At 60.6% G+C, this 22,214-nt stretch carries 21 protein-coding genes; 10 read left to right on the top strand and 11 right to left on the bottom strand.

Translation table 11 applies throughout. The annotated features are described in order from the left end of the window. The first annotated feature begins 24 nt into the window (after nt 1-24). The 5 genes from hfq (at nt 25) to C7I36_RS13655 (ending at nt 5,177) form a co-directional block, all read left to right on the top strand. Nucleotides 25-291 (top strand): RNA chaperone Hfq, encoded by a 267-nt coding sequence (gene hfq / locus C7I36_RS13675; protein WP_106454259.1) that lies wholly within the window; start codon nt 25-27, stop codon nt 289-291. A gap of 72 nt (nt 292-363) precedes the next feature. Continuing rightward, nucleotides 364-1,650: a ribosome rescue GTPase HflX gene (hflX, locus tag C7I36_RS13670; protein ID WP_106454258.1), complete on the top strand. Its 1,287-nt coding sequence runs from the start codon at nt 364-366 to the stop codon at nt 1,648-1,650. A gap of 45 nt (nt 1,651-1,695) precedes the next feature. Beyond that, the gene (hflK, locus tag C7I36_RS13665; protein ID WP_106454257.1) at nt 1,696-2,859 is read left to right on the top strand and encodes an FtsH protease activity modulator HflK; all 1,164 of its coding nucleotides are present in this window, start codon (nt 1,696-1,698) and stop codon (nt 2,857-2,859) included. A gap of 3 nt (nt 2,860-2,862) precedes the next feature. Continuing rightward, nucleotides 2,863-3,750, top strand: coding sequence for a protease modulator HflC (gene hflC / locus C7I36_RS13660; RefSeq protein WP_106454256.1), 888 nt, complete (start codon nt 2,863-2,865; stop codon nt 3,748-3,750). A gap of 128 nt (nt 3,751-3,878) precedes the next feature. Beyond that, the gene (locus C7I36_RS13655; RefSeq protein WP_106454255.1) at nt 3,879-5,177 is read left to right on the top strand and encodes an adenylosuccinate synthase; all 1,299 of its coding nucleotides are present in this window, start codon (nt 3,879-3,881) and stop codon (nt 5,175-5,177) included. Nucleotides 5,178-5,291: 114 nt separating this feature from the next. Here C7I36_RS13655 and ispB read toward each other — a convergent pair whose 3' ends face one another. Continuing rightward, complete coding sequence (ispB, locus tag C7I36_RS13650) at nt 5,292-6,266, bottom strand: octaprenyl diphosphate synthase (protein ID WP_106454254.1); 975 nt, start codon at nt 6,264-6,266, stop codon at nt 5,292-5,294. 234 nt (nt 6,267-6,500) lie between these two features. Between ispB and rplU the strand changes: the two genes are divergently transcribed. The 4 genes from rplU to folA all read left to right on the top strand — a co-directional run bounded on the left by rplU (nt 6,501) and on the right by folA (nt 8,860). Then, nucleotides 6,501-6,812, top strand: coding sequence for a 50S ribosomal protein L21 (rplU, locus tag C7I36_RS13645; protein WP_106454253.1), 312 nt, complete (start codon nt 6,501-6,503; stop codon nt 6,810-6,812). A gap of 17 nt (nt 6,813-6,829) precedes the next feature. Then, on the top strand, nt 6,830-7,087 hold the full coding sequence (rpmA, locus tag C7I36_RS13640) for a 50S ribosomal protein L27 (RefSeq protein ID WP_106454252.1): 258 nt from the start codon (nt 6,830-6,832) through the stop codon (nt 7,085-7,087). A 117-nt stretch (nt 7,088-7,204) separates the two neighbouring features. Next, the gene (cgtA, locus tag C7I36_RS13635) at nt 7,205-8,368 is read left to right on the top strand and encodes an Obg family GTPase CgtA (protein ID WP_106454251.1); all 1,164 of its coding nucleotides are present in this window, start codon (nt 7,205-7,207) and stop codon (nt 8,366-8,368) included. Nucleotides 8,369-8,371: 3 nt separating this feature from the next. After that, on the top strand, nt 8,372-8,860 hold the full coding sequence (gene folA / locus C7I36_RS13630) for a type 3 dihydrofolate reductase (protein WP_106454250.1): 489 nt from the start codon (nt 8,372-8,374) through the stop codon (nt 8,858-8,860). Here the strand turns inward: folA and C7I36_RS13625 are convergent. Genes C7I36_RS13625 through lptD form a run of 6 tightly spaced genes read right to left on the bottom strand, consistent with a single transcriptional unit; the run spans nt 8,848 to nt 15,517 of the window. Further along, nucleotides 8,848-9,666, bottom strand: a complete 819-nt coding sequence (locus C7I36_RS13625) for a symmetrical bis(5'-nucleosyl)-tetraphosphatase (protein WP_106454249.1) — start codon at nt 9,664-9,666, stop codon at nt 8,848-8,850. The genes folA and C7I36_RS13625 overlap by 13 nt on opposite strands. Then, on the bottom strand, nt 9,666-10,040 hold the full coding sequence (gene apaG / locus C7I36_RS13620; protein WP_106454248.1) for a Co2+/Mg2+ efflux protein ApaG: 375 nt from the start codon (nt 10,038-10,040) through the stop codon (nt 9,666-9,668). Before apaG ends, C7I36_RS13625 begins: the two co-directional genes overlap by 1 nt. A gap of 2 nt (nt 10,041-10,042) precedes the next feature. Beyond that, nucleotides 10,043-10,849, bottom strand: a complete 807-nt coding sequence (gene rsmA, locus C7I36_RS13615; RefSeq protein ID WP_106454247.1) for a 16S rRNA (adenine(1518)-N(6)/adenine(1519)-N(6))-dimethyltransferase RsmA — start codon at nt 10,847-10,849, stop codon at nt 10,043-10,045. Next, nucleotides 10,842-11,831, bottom strand: coding sequence for a 4-hydroxythreonine-4-phosphate dehydrogenase PdxA (gene pdxA / locus C7I36_RS13610; RefSeq protein ID WP_106454246.1), 990 nt, complete (start codon nt 11,829-11,831; stop codon nt 10,842-10,844). The genes rsmA and pdxA overlap by 8 nt, the downstream gene beginning before the upstream one ends. Next, nucleotides 11,828-13,144: a peptidylprolyl isomerase SurA gene (gene surA / locus C7I36_RS13605; RefSeq protein WP_106454245.1), complete on the bottom strand. Its 1,317-nt coding sequence runs from the start codon at nt 13,142-13,144 to the stop codon at nt 11,828-11,830. The genes pdxA and surA overlap by 4 nt, the downstream gene beginning before the upstream one ends. Nucleotides 13,145-13,168: 24 nt before the next feature. Continuing rightward, complete coding sequence (gene lptD / locus C7I36_RS13600) at nt 13,169-15,517, bottom strand: LPS assembly protein LptD (protein ID WP_106454244.1); 2,349 nt, start codon at nt 15,515-15,517, stop codon at nt 13,169-13,171. Nucleotides 15,518-15,761: 244 nt separating this feature from the next. On the opposite strand from lptD, the gene djlA reads away from it, so the two are divergent. After that, nucleotides 15,762-16,562 (top strand): co-chaperone DjlA, encoded by an 801-nt coding sequence (djlA, locus tag C7I36_RS13595; RefSeq protein WP_106454243.1) that lies wholly within the window; start codon nt 15,762-15,764, stop codon nt 16,560-16,562. Nucleotides 16,563-16,623: 61 nt separating this feature from the next. Here the strand turns inward: djlA and C7I36_RS13590 are convergent, their stop codons facing one another. The 4 genes from C7I36_RS13590 to rapA are packed head-to-tail and all read right to left on the bottom strand — an operon-like array spanning nt 16,624 to nt 21,878. Next, the gene (locus C7I36_RS13590; protein ID WP_106454242.1) at nt 16,624-17,574 is read right to left on the bottom strand and encodes a D-2-hydroxyacid dehydrogenase; all 951 of its coding nucleotides are present in this window, start codon (nt 17,572-17,574) and stop codon (nt 16,624-16,626) included. Next, nucleotides 17,528-18,319 carry a DUF3530 family protein gene (locus tag C7I36_RS13585; RefSeq protein WP_106454241.1) on the bottom strand — a complete coding sequence of 264 codons (792 nt, stop codon included), beginning with the start codon at nt 18,317-18,319 and terminating at the stop codon, nt 17,528-17,530. Before C7I36_RS13585 ends, C7I36_RS13590 begins: the two co-directional genes overlap by 47 nt. Continuing rightward, nucleotides 18,316-18,981, bottom strand: a complete 666-nt coding sequence (locus C7I36_RS13580) for an RluA family pseudouridine synthase (protein WP_219899661.1) — start codon at nt 18,979-18,981, stop codon at nt 18,316-18,318. Before C7I36_RS13580 ends, C7I36_RS13585 begins: the two co-directional genes overlap by 4 nt. Before the next feature lie 23 nt (nt 18,982-19,004). Next, nucleotides 19,005-21,878, bottom strand: coding sequence for an RNA polymerase-associated protein RapA (gene rapA, locus C7I36_RS13575; RefSeq protein WP_106454239.1), 2,874 nt, complete (start codon nt 21,876-21,878; stop codon nt 19,005-19,007). Nucleotides 21,879-22,214 lie beyond the last annotated feature (336 nt).

The following is a 22,214-nucleotide window of genomic DNA, read 5'->3' as shown; positions in this document are numbered from 1 at the left end:
ATTACAAAAGATAAGGACAACAAGATGGCTAAGGGACAATCATTGCAGGATCCGTTTCTGAACGCGCTGCGACGCGAACGGATCCCCGTCTCTATTTATCTGGTCAACGGCATCAAACTGCAGGGGCAGATCGAATCTTTCGATCAGTTCGTGATCCTGCTGAAAAATACGGTCAGCCAGATGGTCTACAAGCATGCCATTTCTACTGTGGTACCGGCTAGGCCGGTGCATCACCAGGCTCCGTCGGGAGCGGGCCAGGAGCAGGCGGACAACGAACAGGATCAGGATTGATCCCGGCCCCTGATTCCGGTGGGCGGCCCCTGAGGGCGAGCCCAGTGCTGTCCCAACGACGGAGGAAACACCTTGTTTGAGCGCTATCAAGGTGGCGAGTCCGCCATTTTGGTTCATATCCATTTCACCGATGACAATGAGCGGGAAGATCTCGAGGAGCTCGAGCTGCTGGCCGACTCCGCCGGGGTCACCACCCGTGCCGTGGTTACCTCCAGCCGGGCAGCCCCCCAGTCGAAGTTTTTCATCGGGACCGGCAAGGTCGAAGAGCTGGCCAGCCTGGTGCAGATGCACCAGGCCGATGTGGTCATTTTCAACCATAGCCTGACGCCGGCCCAGGAGCGCAACCTGGAGCGGGAAATCAAATGCCGGGTGCTCGATCGTACTGGCCTTATTCTCGATATTTTCGCCCAGCGTGCCCGCACCCATGAAGGCAAACTACAGGTTGAGCTGGCCCAGTTGCGCCACCTGTCCACTCGCCTGGTCCGAGGCTGGACCCACCTGGAGCGGCAAAAGGGGGGCATAGGCCTGCGCGGGCCCGGTGAAACCCAGTTGGAAACCGACCGCCGCTTGTTGCGCGAGCGCATCAAGTACATCCAAAAACGGCTGGAGAAGGTGTCCCGCCAGCGGGAACAGGGACGACGGGCGCGCCGGCGCAACGAGATCCCCACCTTGTCCCTGGTCGGCTACACCAACGCCGGCAAGTCGACGCTGTTCAACCGACTGACCCAGGCCAATGTGTACGCGGCGGATCAACTGTTTGCCACCCTGGATCCTACCCTGCGCAAGGTGGAGCTGCCCGATGCGGGCCCGGTGATCCTGGCCGACACGGTAGGATTTATCCGCCACTTGCCCCATGACCTGGTGGCCGCCTTCAAGGCGACCCTGCAGGAAACCCGTGATGCGGACCTGCTGTTGCATGTGGTGGATTGTGCCGACGAGCAGATGAAGGACAATATCGACGAGGTCAACGCCGTGCTCGAGCAGATCGAGGCGGACGAGATCCCGGTACTGATGGTGTTCAACAAGATAGACAAACTCGATCCGCCGGCGGCACGGGTGAAGCGGGATGATCAGGGGCGGCCACGCGCGGTCTGGGTTTCTGCGCAACAAGCGCTGGGTATAGACGGTCTGCTTGAGGCATTGAACCAGTTGTTGGCCGGTACCCTGGTCGAATACCGGCTGGTGTTGCCGCCCTCGGCGTCCCGGCTGCGCAGCCGGCTGTACGGGCTGAATGGTGTGGTGGCCGAGTCTTTCGGCGAGCAGGGGGAGTTCGTGGTCGACATCCGCCTGCAGCAGGCGGATTGGCATCGATTGCTGAAACAGGAAGGCGAGCAGCTGGAACGCTTTATAAGCGATTGATTGCTTGGTAAAGTTACTTTCTAAACCAGACAGACGGAGATACAAATGGCTTGGAATGAGCCTGGAAATGGTGGCAAAGACCGTGATCCCTGGGGGAACAACGGCAAGCATCAGGGCCCGCCAGATCTGGATCAGGTGATTCGTAACCTGAGTGGCAAGCTGGGCGGACTGCTCGGCAATCGCGGCTCCGGTGGCGGCGGTATAGGCAGCTTCGGTGTGGTGGTGGCCTTGGTCATTGCCCTGGTGGTGTGGGTGGTCAGCGGCTTTTACACCATAGGCGAGGCCCAGCGTGGCGTGGTACTGCGTTTTGGCAAGTTCTACCAGACGGTGGAGCCTGGCCTGAGCTGGAAAGCCACCTTTATCGATCGGGTGTATCCGGTAGATGTGGAAACGGTGCGTTCCCAGCCCGCTTCCGGCTTCATGCTGACCCGGGACGAAAACCTGGTGCGGGTCGAGATGGACGTGCAATACAGGGTCATAGAACCGCGTGATTACCTGTTTAACGTCACCAACGCCGACGACAGCCTGCATCAGGCCCTCGACAGCGCCCTGCGCTATGTGGTGGGTCACAGTACCATGGATGACGTCCTGACCGTGGGACGTGAGCGGGTAAGGCAGGAAACCCGGGCACTGCTCGAAGAAATTATCGAGCCCTATCAACTCGGCCTGATGATACTGGATCTGAACTTCCTGCCGGCCCGTCCGCCGGAAGAAGTGAAGGACGCTTTCGATGACGCCATTGCCGCCCAGGAAGACGAGCAGCGCTTTATCCGCGAAGCCGAAGCTTATGCCCGGGAAATCGAGCCCAAGGCCCGCGGCCAGGCCCAGCGCCTGCTGCAGGAAGCCGAGGCCTACAAGGAGCAGGTGGCCCTGCGTGCCGAGGGTGAGGTGGCCCGTTTCCGGGAACTGCTGCCCCAGTATGAGCAGGCCCCCGATCTGACTCGCCAGCGTATCTACCTGGAAACCATGGAAGAAATCTACAGCAAGGTCAACAAGGTGATAGTGGATACACCGGAAGGCAACAACAGCCTGATGTACCTGCCGCTGGACAAGATGATGGAGCAGCAGGCCAAGCGTGAAACCCGGGTCGATCCGAATGTGATTACCTCCGACTATCTCAACGGCAATGGGTCTTCCAGTCAGGACAGCGGCCAGCTCAGGCCGGGATCCGAACGTACCAATATCCGTCCGACGACAGGGAGAAACTAAGCGATGAAAAAAGTCTTAATCGTGGTCATTGCCCTGTTGGCCATACTGCTGTTCTCATCGGTGTTTGTGGTAGCGGAAGGCGAGCGGGGCATAGTACTGCAATTCGGCAAGGTCAAGCGTGAGCAGGACTCCGAGCTGCCGACCGTGTACCAGCCGGGCCTGCACTTCAAGGTGCCGATGATCGACCAGGTGCGCAAGCTCGATGCTCGGGTGCAGACCCTGGATGATCAGGTGGATCGTTTCGTCACTTCCGAGAAAAAGGATTTGATTATCGACTCCTACGTCAAGTGGCGCATCGACAACTTCGCCCAGTATTACCTGGCGACCGGTGGTGGCAACCGGCTGCAGGCCGAGAGCCTGCTGCGCCGGCGGATCAACAACAGCCTGCGTTCCGAAATCGGTAGCCGCACCATTCGCGACATTGTTTCGGGTGAACGTGGCGACGTGATGGAAAGTGCCCTCAAGGGCTTGCTGGAGTCGTCCTCCGAGCTGGGGATCAAGGTACTGGATGTGCGGATCAAGCAGATCAACCTGCCGACAGAAGTGTCCAATTCCATCTACCAGCGGATGCGCGCCGAGCGGACCGCCGTGGCCCGGGAGCACAGATCCGAAGGTCGTGAACAGGCCGAGGTGATCAAGGCCGAAGCCGATCGTCGGGTGACCGTCATGATCGCCGATGCCCAGCGCAACTCCCGCACCCTGCGTGGTGAAGGGGATGCCGAGGCAGCGAAGATCTATGCCGATGCCTATTCCGCCAATCCCGAGTTCTTTACCTTTATCCGAAGCCTTGAGGCCTATCGCAAGAGCTTTGAACAGGGCGGCGACATGATGATACTCAAGCCGGAAGGCGACTTCTTCCGCTTCCTTAAGGATCCTTCCGGATCCAACTGATGCAAAAGCCCGGGCAACCGGGCTTTTTTATTGCCTGGCAATATTTTCGGCAATCCGGCCGTCTGGCAGTTCCGGCCTTGGTTAAAATTTGTTAGACTCCATTTTTAACAACTCGACAGTTAGTGAAAATGGGACAAAACGTTGTTGTACTTGGCACCCAGTGGGGTGACGAAGGCAAGGGCAAAGTTGTCGATCTGCTGACCGACAAGGCTCGTTATGTTGTACGTTATCAGGGCGGCCACAACGCCGGACACACCCTGGTCATCGACGGCAAGAAGACCGTCCTCCATCTCATCCCCTCCGGTATCCTGCGCGACAATTGCACCTGTATCATCGCCAATGGCGTGGTGCTGTCTCCCGACGCGCTGCTCAAGGAAATGGCCGGCCTGGAACAAAGCGGCGTACCGGTACGCGAGCGCCTGAAGCTGAGCGAAGCCTGTCCGCTGATCCTGCCTTATCATGTCGCCATGGATCAGGCCCGGGAAAAAGCCCGTGGCGCCAAGGCCATCGGCACCACCGGCCGTGGTATCGGCCCCGCCTATGAAGACAAGGTGGCTCGTCGCGGCCTGCGCGTGGGTGATCTGTTCGACATGGACACCTTCGCGGTCAAGCTGAAGGAAGTGGTGGCGTACTACAACTTCCAGCTGAAAGGCTTTTACGGCGTGGATGAAGTGTCCTACGACGCCGTGCTGGAGCAGGCCAAAGGCTATGCCGGGTTGCTGACCAGCATGGTGGTCGACGTCACCGACATGCTCGACAAGGCCCGCCGCAGCGGTGAGCGCATCATGTTTGAAGGGGCCCAGGGCACCCTGCTGGACATCGATCACGGCACCTACCCCTACGTGACCTCGTCCAACACCACCGCCGGCGGCGTGGCCACCGGTTCCGGTTTTGGTCCCTGCTATGTGGACTATGTGCTGGGTATCATCAAGGCCTACACTACTCGGGTGGGTTCGGGTCCGTTCCCCACCGAACTGTTCGACGAAGTGGGCGAGCACCTGGGTGTGAAAGGGCACGAATTTGGCGCCACCACCGGCCGCAAGCGCCGTACCGGCTGGCTCGACATCGTGGCCATGAAGCGGGCCATTCAGGTCAACTCCATCACCGGTTTCTGCCTGACCAAGCTCGACGTGCTCGATGGTCTGAGCGAGGTGAAGATCTGCACCGGCTACCGCATGCCCGATGGCTCGGTAAAGGATGTACCGCCCATGGCGGCCGAAGGCTATGAGACGGTTACCCCGGTATACGAGTCCATGCCCGGCTGGAGTGACAACACCGTGGGTGTGACCACCCTGGAAGGCCTGCCCCAGGCGGCGCGCGATTACATCAAGCGCATCGAGGAGCTGACCGGTGTGCCGGTAGACATCATCTCCACCGGTCCGGATCGCGCCGAGACCATGATACTGCGCCATCCGTTCGAGGCCTGATATCCTGACGGAGCGCAGAAAAAACGCCGGCTCACTGAGCCGGCGTTTTTGTTTGTGGTGAGGAGAGAGGTAACAGGGGAGGAGAAACACCTTTGCCCGTCACCCCTCATGAAGTCAGCTGCTGCGCTCTACCGCCATATGGGCCAGGTCTACCAGTGCGGCCTTGTGCTCGGAGTCGGGGAGCACGCTCAGGGCGTTGATGGCCTTTTGGGCTTCTTCCCGGGCGCGCTGCCGGCAGTAGTCCAGCGCTTTGGTCTGTTCAAGAATGGCCATGATATCACTCAGGTGAGCCATACCGGTGCGGTTGGCGATGGCATCGCGAATGCGCTCTCGCTGGGCATCGGTGCCCTTTGCCATGGCCCGCAGCAGAGGCAGGGTGGGTTTGCCTTCGGCCAGATCGTCGCCCACGTTCTTACCCATGTCGGCTGCCTCGGAGCAATAATCCATCACGTCGTCCATCAGTTGGAAGGCGGTGCCCAGGTACTTGCCGTAGTCGAGCATGGCCTGTTCAATGGCATCGGGCTGCTGGGTCAGTACCGCCGCCAGGCGGGTAGCCGCCTCAAACAGTTTGGCGGTCTTGCAGTAGATCACCTGCATATAGCTGGCTTCGGTGGTGTCGGGATCGTTGCAGTTCATCAACTGCAGCACTTCCCCTTCGGCGATCACGTTGGTGGCGTCGCTCAGCAGTTGCATGATGCGCATGCTGTTGAGCTCGGTCATCATCTGAAAGGAGCGGGTGTAGAGGAAGTCGCCCACCAGCACGCTGGCGGCATTGCCGAACAGGGCGTTGGCAGTGTCCCGGCCCCGGCGCAGATCCGACTCATCGACCACATCGTCGTGCAGCAGGGTGGAGGTGTGAATGAATTCGAGCAGGGCGGCGAGCTTGATATGATCCTGGCCCTCATAGCCCAGGGCCCTCGCCGTCAGCACGGTCAGCATGGGACGCATGCGTTTGCCGCCGGCGCTGACGATGTAAAAACCCAGCTGGTTAATGAGGCTCACATCCGATTGCAGCCGGGCCATAATGAGCTCGTTGACCGCTTGCATGTCCTGCTCGGTCAGTTGTTTGATCCTGTTGATATCTACCATAAAGTTATAAGCCGGACGATGCAGTGTGAATCCATTGGTGGTAGGATTTTACACGATTCGTCAAAGGGATAAACCTGTCCGGGCCGGCATCGCCCGCAAACCGGACAGGCATGATTTTTTTGCCGTTGTGCCCTTGTCTAAGGGGATCAATTTGCGTACAATGCGCGGCCATTGTAGAACAGTTTTAGTGCACGGCCCGAGCAGGGTAGCAGTGCCATATTCGGAGTTATAAACATGTACGCGGTAATCCAAAGCGGCGGAAAACAGCACCGTGTAGCCGAAGGCCAAGTTATTCGTCTGGAAAAGCTGGACGTTGAAACCGGCGCCTCTGTCGAATTCGACAAGGTGCTGATGGTGGCCCAAGGTGAAGACGTTAAAGTGGGTGTTCCCTACGTAGACGGTAGCAAGGTGACTGCTGAGGTAGTGGCTCACGGTCGTGGCAAGAAGGTCAAGATCGTCAAGTTCCGCCGCCGCAAGCACTCTCGTAAACAACAGGGTCATCGTCAGTGGTTCACTGAAGTGAAGATCACTGCTATCAGCGCCTAAGAGAGGAGTTAAGTTCCATGGCACACAAAAAAGCAGGCGGCTCTACTCGTAACGGTCGCGATTCAGAAAGCAAACGTCTGGGCGTCAAGCGCTTTGGCGGTGAGTCTGTCCTGGCGGGCAACATCATCGTGCGTCAGCGCGGCACCAAGTTCCACGCCGGCGACAACGTCGGTCTGGGCAAGGACCACACTTTGTTCGCCAAGGCCAATGGCAAGGTGAAGTTCGAGGTGAAAGGTCCGCACAACCGTAAATTCGTCAGCATTGTAGCCGAGTAAGCTACAAGCTGGACATAAAAAGCCCCGCCACCCGGCGGGGCTTTTTTGCTTTATGAAATTCACATTCGGCATTTGGGCCGGATTATACTGGTCTCAGCAGAATGGGAGAGCAATGCAATGAAGTTTGTCGATGAAGCGGAGATCCGGGTTGAAGCCGGTGACGGCGGTAATGGCTGTGTCGGTTTTCGCCGGGAAAAATATGTCCCCAAAGGCGGCCCGGATGGTGGTGACGGTGGTGATGGCGGCGACGTCTACCTGCTGGCCGACGAAAATCTCAACACTCTGATCGACTATCATTTCGAGCGTTTTCACCGGGCCGAGCGTGGCGAAAACGGCCGGGGCGGCAACTGTACCGGCAAAAGAGGCAAGGATCTGGTGCTGAAGGTGCCGGTGGGCACCCGGGCCAAGGACGAGATGACCGGCGAGATCCTGGGTGATCTGACCCGCCACGGCCAGAAGCTGCTGGTAGCCAAGGGCGGCTTCCATGGCCTGGGCAATACCCGCTTCAAAAGCTCGGTCAATCGGGCGCCGCGGCAAAAAACCAACGGCACCCCCGGGGAGATCCGCAACCTCCTGCTGGAGCTGCTGCTGCTGGCCGATGTCGGTTTGCTGGGGTTGCCCAATGCCGGCAAATCCACCTTTATCCGTGCCGTATCCGCAGCCAAGCCCAAAGTGGCCGACTATCCCTTCACCACCCTGGTGCCCAACCTGGGTGTGGTGCGCTGTGACGGCCAGAAGAGTTTCGTGGTGGCGGATATCCCCGGCCTGATCGAAGGCGCGGCCGATGGTGCCGGCCTCGGGATACGTTTCCTCAAGCACCTGGAGCGTTGCCGGGTGCTGCTGCACATGATCGATGTGTTGCCGGTAGATGGCTCCGATCCGGCCGATAATGCCGATATCATCGTCAACGAGCTGGCCCAATACAGCGAGGCGCTGGCTGCCAAGCCGCGCTGGCTGGTATTCAACAAGCTGGATCTGGTGCTGGAGGAGGAAGCCGAGGAAATCATCGAGCGGGTACTCGAACTGCTGGATTGGCAGGGCCCGGTGTTCCGCATCAGCGCCATCAGCAAGGAAGGCACCCGCGAGCTGACCCAGGCGCTGATGGCCTTCCTCGATGAGCATCCGCGCAGCCAGGAAGAGCTGGAGTCGGCTCGCGAACCGGTCAGCTTCAAGTGGGACGAATACCACCAGGCTGTATTGACCGAGGAAGCCGACGAGGGCGATGAGGACGACTGGGATGACGAAGAAGACGATGGCCATGTCGTTTACGTCAGGGAGTGAGCGGTGCGGATATCACTGATTGTCGCCATGACCCGGGAAGGGGTCATTGGCAAGGACAACCGCATGCCCTGGCATTTGCCGGCCGATCTGGCCTACTTCAAGAGGATCACCCTGGGCAAGCCGGTGGTGATGGGGCGGCATACTTTCGAATCCATCGGCCGGCCGCTACCCGGACGGCGTAATGTGGTCGTCAGCCGTTCGTTGGAGAGCGCCCCTGAGGGGACTGAGCTGGTGGACTCCCCGGCTGCGGCCCTGGCGCTGCTGGACCGGGCGGAAGAAGTGATGATTATCGGTGGTGGCCAGCTCTATGGGGCCTTCCTGCCTTTGGCGAGCCGCTTGTATCTGACCCGTATCGAGGCCAGCCTGGAGGGAGATACCTGTTTTCCGGCGCTGGATACGGGCTGGCGGCTGCTGTCGGAAACGGTCCATCCGGCGGATGAACGCAATGCCTACGATTGTCGTTTTCAGTGCTGGGAACGTCAGCCGGCGTAGGCCGGACAGGCTGTTGCCAACCGTTCGCCGCTTTCCCAGCACAGCAGCGTCAAGCTGCCACCCCAGACACAGCCGGTGTCCAGCGCATGGACACCGGCTGTGTCGCATCTGCCTTCCAGCGCCGCCCAATGGCCGAAGATCAGGGGAGGATCCTGGGCTTCGGTACGCAGCTCGAACCAGGGTTTGAGATGGGGCGGGGCGCTGGCAAGCGCCCCCTTGAAGTCGAAGTCGAGCCCCCCGTCCGGGTGGCACAGCCGCATGCGGGTGAAGGCATTGATGGTGTAGCGCAACTGTTCGGCAGAGGTCAGCTCCGGCTGCCACCGGCTTGGCTGGTTGCCGTACATTTGCCGCAGGTGTTCGCGGTAATCGGGTGAGGCCAGCCCGGCTTCCGCAGCTCGGGCGGCGGCCCTGGCCTGCGCCAGATCCCAGCCGGGTGGAATGCCGGCATGGGTCATAACAAAGCCGTGCTGGTGGTGCTCTGCCAGCAGCGGTTGATGGCGCAGCCAGTACAGGAGGTCGGGGCCGTCGGCGGCATCGAGCACGGGCTGGATGCGGTCGGCGGCCTTGGGCCGGCCTATGCCACTAGCGACCGCCAGCAGATGCAGATCGTGATTGCCGAGCACAGTGGTGGCGGCATTGCCCAACCCGAGAATGCGGCGCAGGCAGCCAAGGGAATCCGGACCCCGGGCCACCAGGTCGCCGGTCAGCCAGAGCTGATCCCGTGAAGGGGAAAATTCCACTTCGGCCAGCAGCAGATCCAGCTCGTGCAGGCAGCCCTGCAGATCGCCGATGATATAGGTCGCCATCAGTTAATCAGATTGGGCAGAGCGAGACGGAAAGCGGGGATCGGCGCCAGGAATTCGCTACCATCGCCACGCTGCATGGTATAGCCACCCTCCATCACGCCGACCGGTGTTTCCAGGCTGACGCCGCTGGTATAGGTGTAATGGGCGCCCGGGGCGATACAGGGTTGCTCACCGACGACACCACTGCCTTCTACCTCGGTTTTTTTGCCGTTGGCATCGGTGATCAGCCAGCGGCGGCGGGTAAGGGTCACCGGCTCACTGCCTCGGTTGGCGATGGTGATGGTGTAGGCAAAGACATAGTGTTGCTGCTCAGGGGAGGAACGCTCGGCCAGGTAGCGTGGCTGGACCATAATCTCGACGGCACCGGTGGACATGTTCATTCCTTCTGCTGGGCCAGGGCATTGGCCAGGGTAACATACTGGGCCAGGGTCAGTTGCTCGGGACGGGCGGACGGATCCAGGCCCAGCTCCGTCAGCCGATCGGCGCTGAACAAATGTTGCAGGCTGTTGCGGATGGTTTTGCGGCGCTGGCCGAAAGCATCGGCGGCAATACGGGCAAGGCAGCCGATATCCTTCGCCGGAAAGGGCGGGCTGGCGTAGGGCAGCAGCTTGACCACAGCCGATTCGACCTTGGGCGCGGGGCGGAAGGCCTCCGGTCCGACTTCCAGTACCGGCACCACCTGGCAGTAATACTGAGCCATCACGCTCAGCCGGCCGTAGGCCTTGCTGCCGGGGCCGGCGGCAAGGCGGTTGACCACTTCCTTCTGCAGCATGAAATGCATGTCTTCCACCAGGGCGGCAAACTCGAACAGGTGGAACATCAGCTGGGTGGAGATGTTGTAGGGCAGGTTACCGAAAATTTTCATTTTCTTGCCCGGTTCCAGCAGGGTGGCGAAATCGAACTTCATCGCATCGGCCTGGTGGATGTTCAACTTGTCCTTGATAAACGGATGGGTCGCCAGGCGCGCTGCCAGGTCACGATCCAGCTCCACCACGTTGAGTCGGCTGATCTGCTCGCAGACGGGTACCGTCAGTGCTCCCAGGCCCGGCCCTATTTCAACCATGGTGTAATCATCGCTGGGGTGGATGGCATCGACTATCTGGTCGATGACGTAGTCATCGTGCAGGAAATTCTGGCCAAATCGCTTGCGGGCTTTATGGCCCTGGTGCACCTTACTATTCATCACGTTTTTCTATCATCTCAATGGCTTGATTGACTGCGCACAGCATACTGCCCGCATCGATTTGGTCGGTGCCGGCCAGCTCCAGGGCGGTGCCGTGGTCGACCGAAGTCCGGATAAAGGGCAATCCCAGGGTAATGTTGACCGCCTTGCCGAAGCCGATGTACTTCAGTACCGGCAACCCCTGATCGTGGTACATGGCGAGAAAGGCGTCCGCATCCTGCATGTATTTCTGCTGGAACACGGTGTCCGAGGACAGCGGCCCCACCAGGTCCATGCCTTCTGCCCTGAGCTCGTTCAGGGTGGGAATAATGATGTCGAGCTCTTCCCGCCCGAGATGGCCATCTTCCCCTGCATGGGGATTGAGCCCGCAGACATAAATGCGCGGCTGGGCGATGCCGAACTTGGATTTGAGTTCGGCATGCAGGATGCGGGCGATCTTGCTGAGCCTGTCGGGGGTGATGGCGCGGGCCACATAGGCCAGCGGAATATGCGTGGTTACCTGGGCGACCCGCAGGCCGGGGGTGGCCAGCAGCATCACCACGTCAGGCACATTGGCCTGCTGGGCGAAAAATTCGGTATGGCCGCTGAATGACACACCGGCCTTGTTGATGATGCCCTTGTTGACCGGGCCGGTCACCACGGCGTCGAACTCCCCGTTCATATTGCCGTCGGAAGCCCGTTTCAGGGTTTCCAGCACATAGAGGCCGTTTGCCTCGTCGAGCACGCCGGGCACGGCGGGCCGGGCCAGCCGGACCGGTGCTATGGTCAGGGTGCCGGCTCGCTGGGGACGGGGAGGATCTTCCTGCCGGTAGGGCAGCAGGGTCAGGGTTTTACCCAGGGCCTGGGCGCGGCTTGCGAGCAGATCGGGATCGGCGATCACTACCAGCTCTACCGGCCAGTCGTGCTCGGCCAGGGCCAGCATCAGTTCGGGACCGATGCCGGCCGGCTCGCCGGGGGTAATGGCAATGCGTTTACAGGTCACAGTTCACCGTCGGATAAATGAGTGTCGACAATACGGATATAGGCGCCGTCCTTGAGCTCATCCAGCCAAGTCTGCACTTCTTCGGTAAAGCGACGGTTGAAAATCAGCTGATAGGCACGTTGTGCGGTCGCCTGTTCGGTGGCGTCCAGCACGCGCCGGTCTTCCAGCCTGACCAGGTGCCAGCCATGCTCGGAGCGGAAGGGCTCGCTCAGCTCACCCGGCTCCAGGTTGGTGACGGTATCGCGGAAGCTGCTGACGTACATCTCGGGCGCGGCCCAGCCCAGATCGCCACCCTGGATGGCGGAACCCGGGTCTTCGGAAAATTGCTCTGCCAACTGCTCCATGCTGGCTTCGCCGCTGCGGATGGAGCGGGCGAATCCTTCCAGCATCGACTTGGCCTTGTCCTCGCTCATGATCACCGAAGGCTTGATCAGGATATGGCGGGCCCTGACTTCCATCGCTTCAACCGTCTGGGCCTTGGCTCCCTCCATGTCGAAAATGGTCAGAATATGCAGGCCGGCGCCGGAACGAATGGGTCCTATGATATCACCCCGGGCATGGTTTCTCACCGCTTCACTGAACAGGGAAGGCATCTCGTTGATGCCGAGCATGCCCCAGTCGCCGCCTTCCAGCGCCTTGGGACCGGCACTGTGGGCGATGGCCAACTGGCGAAAGTCGGCGCCTTGCCGCAGCTCTGCCAGCAATTGCTCGGCCTGGCGGCTGGCCTGGCGCAGTTGGTCACTGCTGGGGTTGGCGGGCAGCGGCAGCAGTATGTTGCCGACCCGGTAGCGGGCATTGTTTTGGCCCTGCTCCTTGATCATCTGCACCACCTGTTTCACTTCCTGATCGGAAATGTTGATGCGACGGCGTACCTGATTGCGGGCCAGTTCACTCAGCAGGATCTCGTTGCGAACCTGCTCGCGGAACTGGGAATAGGTCAGCCCCTGGGCCTGGAGGCCGGCGCGCAGTTGTTCCTGGGTTTTACCTTCGCTACGGGCAATGTTGCCAATCGCTTGTTCCAGCTGGGTATCGGTGATGCGCAGGCCCAGCCGCTCGGCCAGCTGCAGTTGCAGGCTTTCCAGAATGAGGCGCTCCAGGGCCTGTTTGCGTAGCCGTTGCTCGTCCGGCAGCGGCTGACCGGCGGTGCGGGCACTCTGGCGGACCTGATGGACCAACCCCTCGAGCTGGCTTTCGAGCACTACGTCCTGATTGACGACAGCGACCACTTTATCGATCAACTCAACGGCCTGGCCGGTGGCCGATACCAGCCCCAGGCCGGCGGCGATAAGCAGTTGTTTACATCTTTTTTTCATGACAGGTCCTGTGCTCAGTGAAAATCAGTTATTGAGATTGAACGGGCGATAATAGGGCAGCAGTTGGGTTCCCGGCGAAAAGTCGCTGCCGGTGCCCAGCGAGCTGAATCCCTTCAATTCGAAACGCAGGCCTATGCTGGTTTCCTGAGTCGCACTATCGGGATTAAACAGCTTGTCTTCCTTCTGCCATTGCTCCCACACCAGACTGACGGCCCAGCAGCAGGAGTCGTAGCGCAGTCCTATCAGAGTATCGATATTGCGATTGAGTTCAATATCCCGGTAATGGCCGCCAATCAGCCGCCATTGGGGATCCACCGGCCAGGAAAAGGTACCGCCGAGCTGGTTGAGATCCTCTTCCAGGCGAGTGTCGCTGAAGTAGTCCTGGTTCAGGTGACGAAAACCGAGCTGGGCCAGCTTGCCCTGTTCGTTGTACTCCAGGGTGATATTGCCTGCGGCCAGCCGGTTGTTACGGGTATCCTGCTGGGCTTCGGTATGCAGGAACCAGTTGCCGTCGAGGTTGGCATCCCCTTCGAACGTGAGGAAGGAACGTTTGCTGTCGCCCAGCTCTTCGCCGGGATAGAGCCGGACCCGGGGGGCGGTGAAGTTGAACGACTGGGCCAGGGCCAGACGCAACCGCTCGGTGCCGGCATCATCGTAGATGCGGCTGGTAAAGCCGGCGGTCAGCTGGTTGGCATCGCTGATCCGGTCCAGGCCGGCGAAGCGACGGTCGCTGAACAGGCTGTAGTAGTCCTGGCGCATGTCGGTGGTGTCGTACAGGCCGATATGATCCTGCTCTTCGTACGGCACATAGAGGTACTGGAGTTGCGGTTCCAGGGTCTGGGTAAAGTCCTGGTCGAGCCAGTTTGTCTCCCGGTCGAACACCAGGCTGCCGTTCAGCCGCAGGCGGGGCAGCAGGCGATCCGCGCTGCTGTCGAGCTGCTCCGGACTGAATCCCCACTCGTTACGGTAGTAGGAAGCCAGTTCGGCGGGGATATCCTGCTCGTAGTGGGTGTAGTAGGCTCCCGCGTCGGCGGTCAGTTGGGCACCGGGGCGATCGATAACCGAGTAGATTAGCCTGGGCTCAATATGGAAACGGTTGGCCTCGTAGACCTGGCGGCTGTCGTTGCTGAACTGGGTCAGCTCCGCATCGACGGCCAGGTCCATCTCGCCCAGGCCGCGGTAGCTGGTCAGGCTCAGGCTGGGAGTCAGCCGGAAGGGGCTCAGGGCATCGGGTTTGAGGATTTGATAATCGCGCATTTCGGCGGTCAGCTGCCAGTGGCGATCATGGTAACCACCCCGGAAGGACTGCATCAGCTGGTCGTCCACCAGTACCCCGACCGGCGGAGAAAAATCATCCAGGTAATTTGCATCCCAGCCCGCCACCTTGGTGTAGTCGATATCCCCGCGCCAGTGGCCCTCGCTGTCGAAACGGGCATGGTGGCGCCAGTTGAACAGCCAGCGGGCTTGATCCTGGTACTCGGTGTCACTCAACTGGTTGTCACTGCCGAGGTATTCACCGTACAGCGTGCCGCTTTGTCCCGCCACCGGCAGATAGCGGAACTCCAGCTGGGCCATGGTGCCGCGCTTTTCCATATAGCGGGGCGTGATGGTGGCGTCATAATTGGGGGCCAGGTTCCAGTAGTAGGGCAGCCGGATATCAGTGCCATTGTCTCCGCTGATGTCCAGGCTGGGGTAAAGGAAGCCGCTCTGGCGTTCGTCCTTGACCGGAAACTTGAGGTAGGGGAAATAGAACACCGGGACGTCACCGAGCCAGAGCACGGCATTCCAGGCTTCGCCGAACACTTCGTCCTGCTCCACCCTGACCGTACTGGCCCTGAGCTGCCAGGCTTCCTCACCGGGCGGACAGGTGGTATAGCTGGCCTGGTTCAGATCGACCTGGTTGGTGTTGTCGGTCAGCCTGACCCGCGCTGCCTGGCCACGTCCCGGCTCGCCATGCAACTGGTAGTTGGCCTGCTCGAGTTCGGTGTCGCGGCTGTTGAGGTTGCCGCTCAGGCGGCGGTCGCTGTCGACGGTGATGGTGCCGTCGCTGAAGCGGATGCCACCCTCGGCCAGCACATCCCGGCTTGCCTGCTCCAGCTCCAGATAGTCGGCGTTGAAGCGCCGCTGCTGCTGCTCGACCTGTACCTTCCCTCGGTAGAGTATCTTGCCGTCGCGAGTGGCCTCCAGAGTGTCGGCACTAACCCTGATGGGGGCATTGAAATCACTGCCGGTAGATTCCACCCGCAGCGGCACATGGCTGAAACAGCGGCTGAAGGACAGGGGCGAATCCGTCTCCGGGGGAAAAGCTTCCTCCTGGGCCTGGGCCAGGCCGGGGAGCAGCAGCAGGGGGAGGCCGATAATCCGTATTTTCATGGGTTGACGCTCGCGTTCCTGGTGTTGGCGACACCGCCCGGGCCGGGTTCAGGCTGGTTGAGCTTTTGGTGTCATTACTTTATGGTAGCGGGCTATGATAATGCATTCTCGCTGTCAGCACTACGGCCCTGCCCGCACCATCCACTGTCGATTCGGGAACCACTCCATGACCCCAACTGCCCGCCTGCGGAAATCCTCCTGGCTTTGTTCTTATCCTTGGGCCGGCAGGCGCGAGGAACGATAAATGCTGGCCAGGATCAAGGGCAAACTGATCGGTTTTCTGTTCGGACTGTTGATTGGCAATGTGCCCGGGGCCTTGCTGGGACTGTGGCTGGGGCATTTGCTCGACAAGAAATTGGCCCACGCCTGGCAATTCAACCGGGGGGCCCAGCAGGAGTTTCTCTATGCCACTTTTGCCACCATGGGGCACCTGGCCAAGTCGAGCGGCCGGGTGTCGAGCGAGGAAATCCGCCTGGCCGAGCACCTGATGACCCAGATGCGATTGCAGGGCGAGCAGCGCAGCCAGGCCCAGCAGGCCTTTCGCGAGGGCAAGGACAGCGATTTCCCGCTGGCCCAGACCCTGCGCCGTTTTCGGGCTCAGGTGCGCGACAGCCGCAACCTGCTGCGGTTCTTTATGGAAGTCCAGTTGCAGCTGGCGTTTGCCGACGGCGAATTGCACCCGGCCGAACGGCGCCTGCTGCATGCCATAGCGGCGGAACTCGGCTTTTCCGGCCATGAACTGGAACAATTGCTGGCCTATGCCGAAGCCCAGTTGCACATGTTCCGGGGCGGCGGCCAGGCCGGTGGTGCTCCGCGCCAGCCGCCGGCGGATCGGTTGCGTGATGCCTACCGGATCCTTGAGGTGGCCGCCGAGGCGGATGACGCCACCGTCAAGCGTGCTTACCGGCGGCAGATGTCCAAGCACCACCCCGACAAGCTGGTGGCCCAGGGGTTGCCGCAAGAGATGATGGACATGGCCAAGGAAAAGGCCCAGGAAATCCAGCAGGCCTGGGAAACCATCAAGGCCGCCCGTAATATCCGCTGAAAATCCGGGAATAGGGACTGGGGATCAGGATTCGATTTCCCTAATCCCCAGTCCCCGAATTTTACACCAGCCGGTTTTGCGCCGCTCCGGCGGCAAAGGCTTCGATATTGTCGATCAGTTGATCCGCCAGGCGCTGCATGGCCGATCGGCTGGCCCAGGCAACATGGGGGGTGAGAATGAAGTTGGGCAGGCTCAGGGCCTGCATCAGGGGGTTGTCCGGTGCCGGCGGCTCCGTGCTCACCACGTCGAAACCGGCCCCGCCAATGCGCCCCTCGCGCAGGGCGTCCAGCAGCGCCGCCTCATCCACCAGGCCGCCCCGGCCGACGTTGATCAGCAGGGCATCCTGTTTCATGCTCGCCAGCTCGGTGGCCCCAATCAAATGGCGCGTTTGTTCGTTGAGCGGGCAGTGCAGGCTGAGGACGTCGGCCTGTGCAATGACCTGCTCGAAAGGCAGACGCTCGTTGTCGGCCGGCTGGCCCTTGCGTGCCGCCACCATTACCCTCATGCCGAGTGCCGTTGCCAGCCGGGCCAGATCCCGGGCTATGGTGCCGTAGCCAATAAGCCCCAGGGTTTGCCCGGCCAGATCCCGAACCGGGTAGTCGAAGTAGCAGAATTGCCCCGATTGCTGCCAGCGTCCGGCGGCCACCGATGCATGGTAGGCCGTCAGGTTGCGGTTCAGGGCCATGATCAGCGCCAGAGCATGTTCTGGGACCGAGTTCCGGGAATAGTCGCGGATATTGCACACCGCCACCCCGGCACGGCGGCAGGCGTCCAGATCCACGTTGTCGCTGCCGGTAGCGGCAATGGCGATCAGCTTGAGGTGAGGCAGGCAATCCAGATGGGCCTGCCGTATTGGCACCTTGTTGACAATAGCGATATCCGCGTCCTGCAGCCGCTCCACTACTTGTGTTTCCCGGGTGGTGGCATGGCTTTGCCAGCTGTGCTCAAAACCCGGAGCGCGCAGCTCAATCTCCGGCGCCAGTGTCTGTCGATCGAGAAATACCAGTTTCATGGATTCTTCCTTTCAAATAGTCGGGGGCGCCGGGAGGCGGTGCCAGCCAGCCCAGCCTCACCAGCCAGGCGGTGATGTGTCGTTCGAGCAGGGCATGGCCCTGCAGGTGTTGCTGGCCATAGTCGTTTTTTTCCCTTTGCGTCGCCTGATACTGGCGCCTTAGCCGGTTGAGCCGGCTGGCCGGGTCGTGAGGATGGCTGTAGATGTCGAGCACCGGGTAGTCCGAGCGGGCCAGGCTCATGGCCAGCATCTGCTGGCGGGCGTATCCGGCAGGGCTGGCGTCGAGCACGACCAGGGCATCCGGCGGCGGCAGGCGGCCGGCCTCGACCAGTTGCTGGTACCAGGGGGTGGCGCTGCCCTGGGTCAGCACCAACAGGGGGGGAGCTGACTCTGTGTCGGCCAGGACCTGGCCCAGGCGTTCGCCGAGCCGGTCAAGCCAGGCCTGCTGTGCCGGCGTGGCCTGTTCGGTAGCCGGATCCAGGCTATGCTGGGCGGGCTCCGGCAGCAACAGAATGAAATCCCAGCCCCGTTGCTGCCAGTACTGGGCCATGGCCAGCCAGTCGTGCTGCCGATCCTGTTCGGGCCATACCAACAGGGTCCCGGCCAGGGCAGGGCTGGCGGCCTCGAAATACAGCAACCTTTGCTGGGCCCGGTATTGCTCAAGGGCAGACCAGTCGAGCCGGGCCCAGGCTGGCGAGCTCAGCAACAGGGCCAGGGCCAGCAGCAGTCGGCAGAGGGGCTTCATCCGTGCGCCATGTCGAAAGGGGCCGGAGCGGTAAACTCCAGCCAGTGTCGGTACCTGGGATGGCGAAAGGCCAGATGGGCCGCGTGCAACTGCAACTGCGGCGCCATGGTCAGGGCCTCGCCACTGGCATAAAGGTTATCGCCCAGTATGGGATGGCCCAGGCTCAGCATGTGCACCCGCAATTGGTGGGAGCGGCCGGTGATCGGGGTGAGTTCGAGCAGGCTGCGGCCCGGCTCCCGGCGCAGGCAGCGCCAGTGGGTGAGGGCCGGCTTGCCGTGCTCCAGGCTGACCATGTGCCGGGGCCGGTTGGGCCAGTCACAGCACAGGGGTAAATCCACGCTGCCGGCGTCGGCTGCGGGGCTGCCGTAAACCCAGGCGTAATAGCGCTTTTCGGTTTCCCGCTCACGGAATTGCCGGCTGAGTTCCCGGTGTGCCTTGGGATGCAGGGCCATGACGATGACCCCCGAGGTGGCCATATCGAGCCGGTGCACCACCTGTACATCCGGGTAAACCCGGGCCACCCGGTAGGACAGGCTGTCCCGGTGAACAGCTTCCCGCCCGGGGACGCTGAGCAGACCGCTGGGCTTGTTCAGTACGATCAGGCTGTTGTCTTGATACAGCACTTCAAACTGGGGATCCGTCGGCGGATCGTAACGCAGCAACACCATGGCTCGGTTCTTTTTCCTTATTGATGGCTGACCACAATAAACCGGATTGCATCCAGTTTTAAGCGAGTATGGCTGAGCAGGCTGTCCAGCTCCGCTTTCAGCTCCTGTAGGTGCTCGATTTCACTCTGGCGGACGTTGGGGTTGATCCGGGCCAGTTCCTGCAAGCGCTCCAGCTCCTGACCGAGGGAAGCGTGCATCCGGCTGCGGGCCTGCTCCACCAATTGCTGCATCCGGTTTTCCGCCGTCGGCTGCGCAGCCTGCAGCAAACGGTGGATGACCGACTGGGATGCATTGACCAGCTTGCTGGCCAGGTGGCGGTTGACCGAACTCAATTGTTTGTCGAAGGAATCAAAACTTACCTTGTCCGCCAGGTCGTTGCCGTTTTTATCGAGCAGCAGGCGGATCGGCGCGGGTGGCAGGAAACGATAGAGCTGGGCGTGGTGGGCCGACTCGGCGACAAAAATCAGTTCAACGAACTGGGTACCTACCGGCAGCGCCTTGTTTTTGAGGATGGCAACGGCGGTCGTGCCTATCTCCGATCCCAGGACCAGGTCGATGCCGCCGCGGATCATCGGATGATCCCAGCTCAGGAACTGCAGGTCGTCCCGGCCGAGCGCGGTGTCCCGGTCAAAGGTGATGCTGGCGCCGTCTTCCGGCAGGGCCGGGAAACTGGGAACCAGCATCTGTTCGGTGGGGCGCAGCACGATGGCGTTTTCTCCTCTGTCGTCCTGATGGATGCCCACTTCGTCGAACAGCTTGATGGCGAAGATGGCCAGGGTGGGATCCTGGTCGGCTTCGGCCAGCTCGGTGGCCAGATTGCGATGGTACAGCAGGCCGCTGGAGTTGAGTTCGAGCAGACGATCCCGGCCGAGTTCCATTTGCTGATTCAGCTCCCGGGTCAGGGCCTGGGTATCCGCTATCAGTTGATCGAGCAAGTCCTGATCCTGGCCATGGCCGGCCAGCAGTTCCAGCAGGCGAGCGGACAATTGCTGGTAGACCGGCTGGCCAATGGCGTTTGGCTTGCCGAACGCATTCATGCCCTGGTGGTACCAGAGGGCCAGGGCTTGCTGGGCGGTGCCTTCCAGGTAGGGCACGTGGATATCGATATCATGCTGTTGGCCAATCCGATCCAGGCGGCCGATACGCTGCTCCAGCAGATCAGGGTTGAGCGGCAGATCGAACAGCACCAACTGGTGGGCAAACTGGAAGTTGCGTCCCTCCGAGCCGATTTCGGAACAAATCATCACCTGGGCTCCGCCTTCCATCTGGGCGAAATAGGCGGCGGCCTTGTCCCGTTCCAACAAGGTCATGCCTTCGTGAAATACGGTACCCCGGATACCCTCGCGGATGCGCAGCACTTCTTCCAGTGCCAGCGCGACGCCGGCCCGGGCGGTGATGATCAGTATCTTGTCGTTACGCTTGCCGCGGGCGAACTCCAACAGCCAGTCGACCCGGCTGTCGAACTGGGTCCAGGCGTTGTCGCCCCCCTCGAACTGACGATAGATATCTTCCGGATAAAGCGCCTGCAATGCTTGGGTGGCGGTATCCTGCTGGCTGCCCATCAGGCCGGCAACCCGGATGGCGGTTTTGTACTGATTGGGCAGGGGCAGGGGATGCAGGTGCAACTGGCGTGATGGAAACCCCTTGATGGCCTGGCGGGTATTGCGGAACAACAGGCGGCCGGTACCATGACGATCCAGCAGACGGGCCAACAGGGCATGGCGTTGCTCCGGGTCGGAGAAGTCGGTATTTTCCTGAGTATCTAGAAAGGGTGCCAGTCGGGACATGGCATTGGCGTCGAGCTCGGCTTCTCCCAGCAGGGCCTGGGCCGCCTGAGCCAGCGGTTGATAGCTTTCTTCTTCTGCCAGAAAGGCGTCATAGTCGTAAAAACGTTCTGGATCGAGCAGGCGCAGGCGGGCGAAATGACTTTCATGTCCTTGCTGATCCGGGGTGGCGGTCAGCAACAGCACGCCCGGGGTTTGTCCTGCCAGGGCTTCCACCACATCATAGGCTCGGCTGGGTTGCTCCGGATCCCACACCAGGTGGTGAGCTTCATCGACTACCAGAAGATCCCATTGGCTGTCCAGCAGTTGCTCGAAACGCTTGCGTTTTTTGGTAATAAAATCAAGGCTGCAGATAATGAGCTGTTCGGTATCGAAGGGATTGGCGGCATCGGCAAAGGCCTCGACGCAACGTTCCTCGTCGAACAGGGCAAAGTGCAGGTTGAAGCGGCGCAGCATTTCTACCAGCCACTGGTGGATCAGCGCATCGGGCACCAGGATAAGAATGCGTGAGGCTCTGCCCGAAAGCCATTGCTGCTGGATGATCATGCCGGCTTCAATGGTCTTGCCCAACCCCACCTCATCGGCCAGCAATACTCTGGGGGCATAGCGGCTGCCTACTTCCCGGGCGATATGCAACTGGTGCGGGATCAGACTGACCCGGCCACTGGCCAGGCCACGCAAAGGCGAGCGGCGCTGATTGAACTGATGGGTCAGGGCCTGGAAGCGCAGGTTAAAGCGGCCTATTTTGTCGATCTGGCCGGCAAAAAGCCGCTCTTGGGGTTTGTTCAGCTTGATAAAGTGGTTGAGAAAGGTTTCCTTCAGGCTAGCCGGCTCCTTAGTATCCACTCGAATACCGTGATAGGTCAGCAGTCCGTCCTGCTCGGTCACGTCCGCGACTTCCAGCTCCCAGTCCTCATGACTGCTGATAACATCGCCGGGATTGAACATGACTCGGGTAACGGGAGCATCGTCCTTGGCATACATGCGGTTTTCACCGCAGGCGGGAAACAGCATGGTTACCATGCGCACATCGATGGCGACTATGGTTCCCAGTCCCAGATCGGTTTCGGTATCGCTTATCCAACGCTGGCCGAGGGAAAAAGGCATTCAAATCTCCAAGCTGAAGGGGGAGGTATAAAAAAGGGGCGCTATCTTACCGCAAGCCCGTTTGGGCTGCATCCGCCAAAGCATCTTGTCTTGGTGGCCGAAGTGTTATCCCCCTTGGCACAACAGCAGGTATAGACTCATAAATGACGTTTGGGTTAAAAAACGGCCAAGCGAACATTTTGGCTCAAAAAAGCCCTTGCGCAAAAACCGCGGCTCCCTATAATGCGCCCTCACTGACACGGCACAACACGCCAACGTCAACAAGCAGTAAAAACTTCGGTTTAACCGCTTGACGAACACCAAGGATTGCGTAGAATACGCAGCCCTGACCCGATA

The organism is Zobellella taiwanensis (assembly GCF_003012795.1).
Taxonomy (GTDB): Bacteria; Pseudomonadota; Gammaproteobacteria; order Enterobacterales; family Aeromonadaceae; genus Oceanimonas; species Oceanimonas taiwanensis.
Note: the sequence above shows the minus strand (reverse complement) of the source record. Positions and strands in the feature narration are given on the sequence as shown.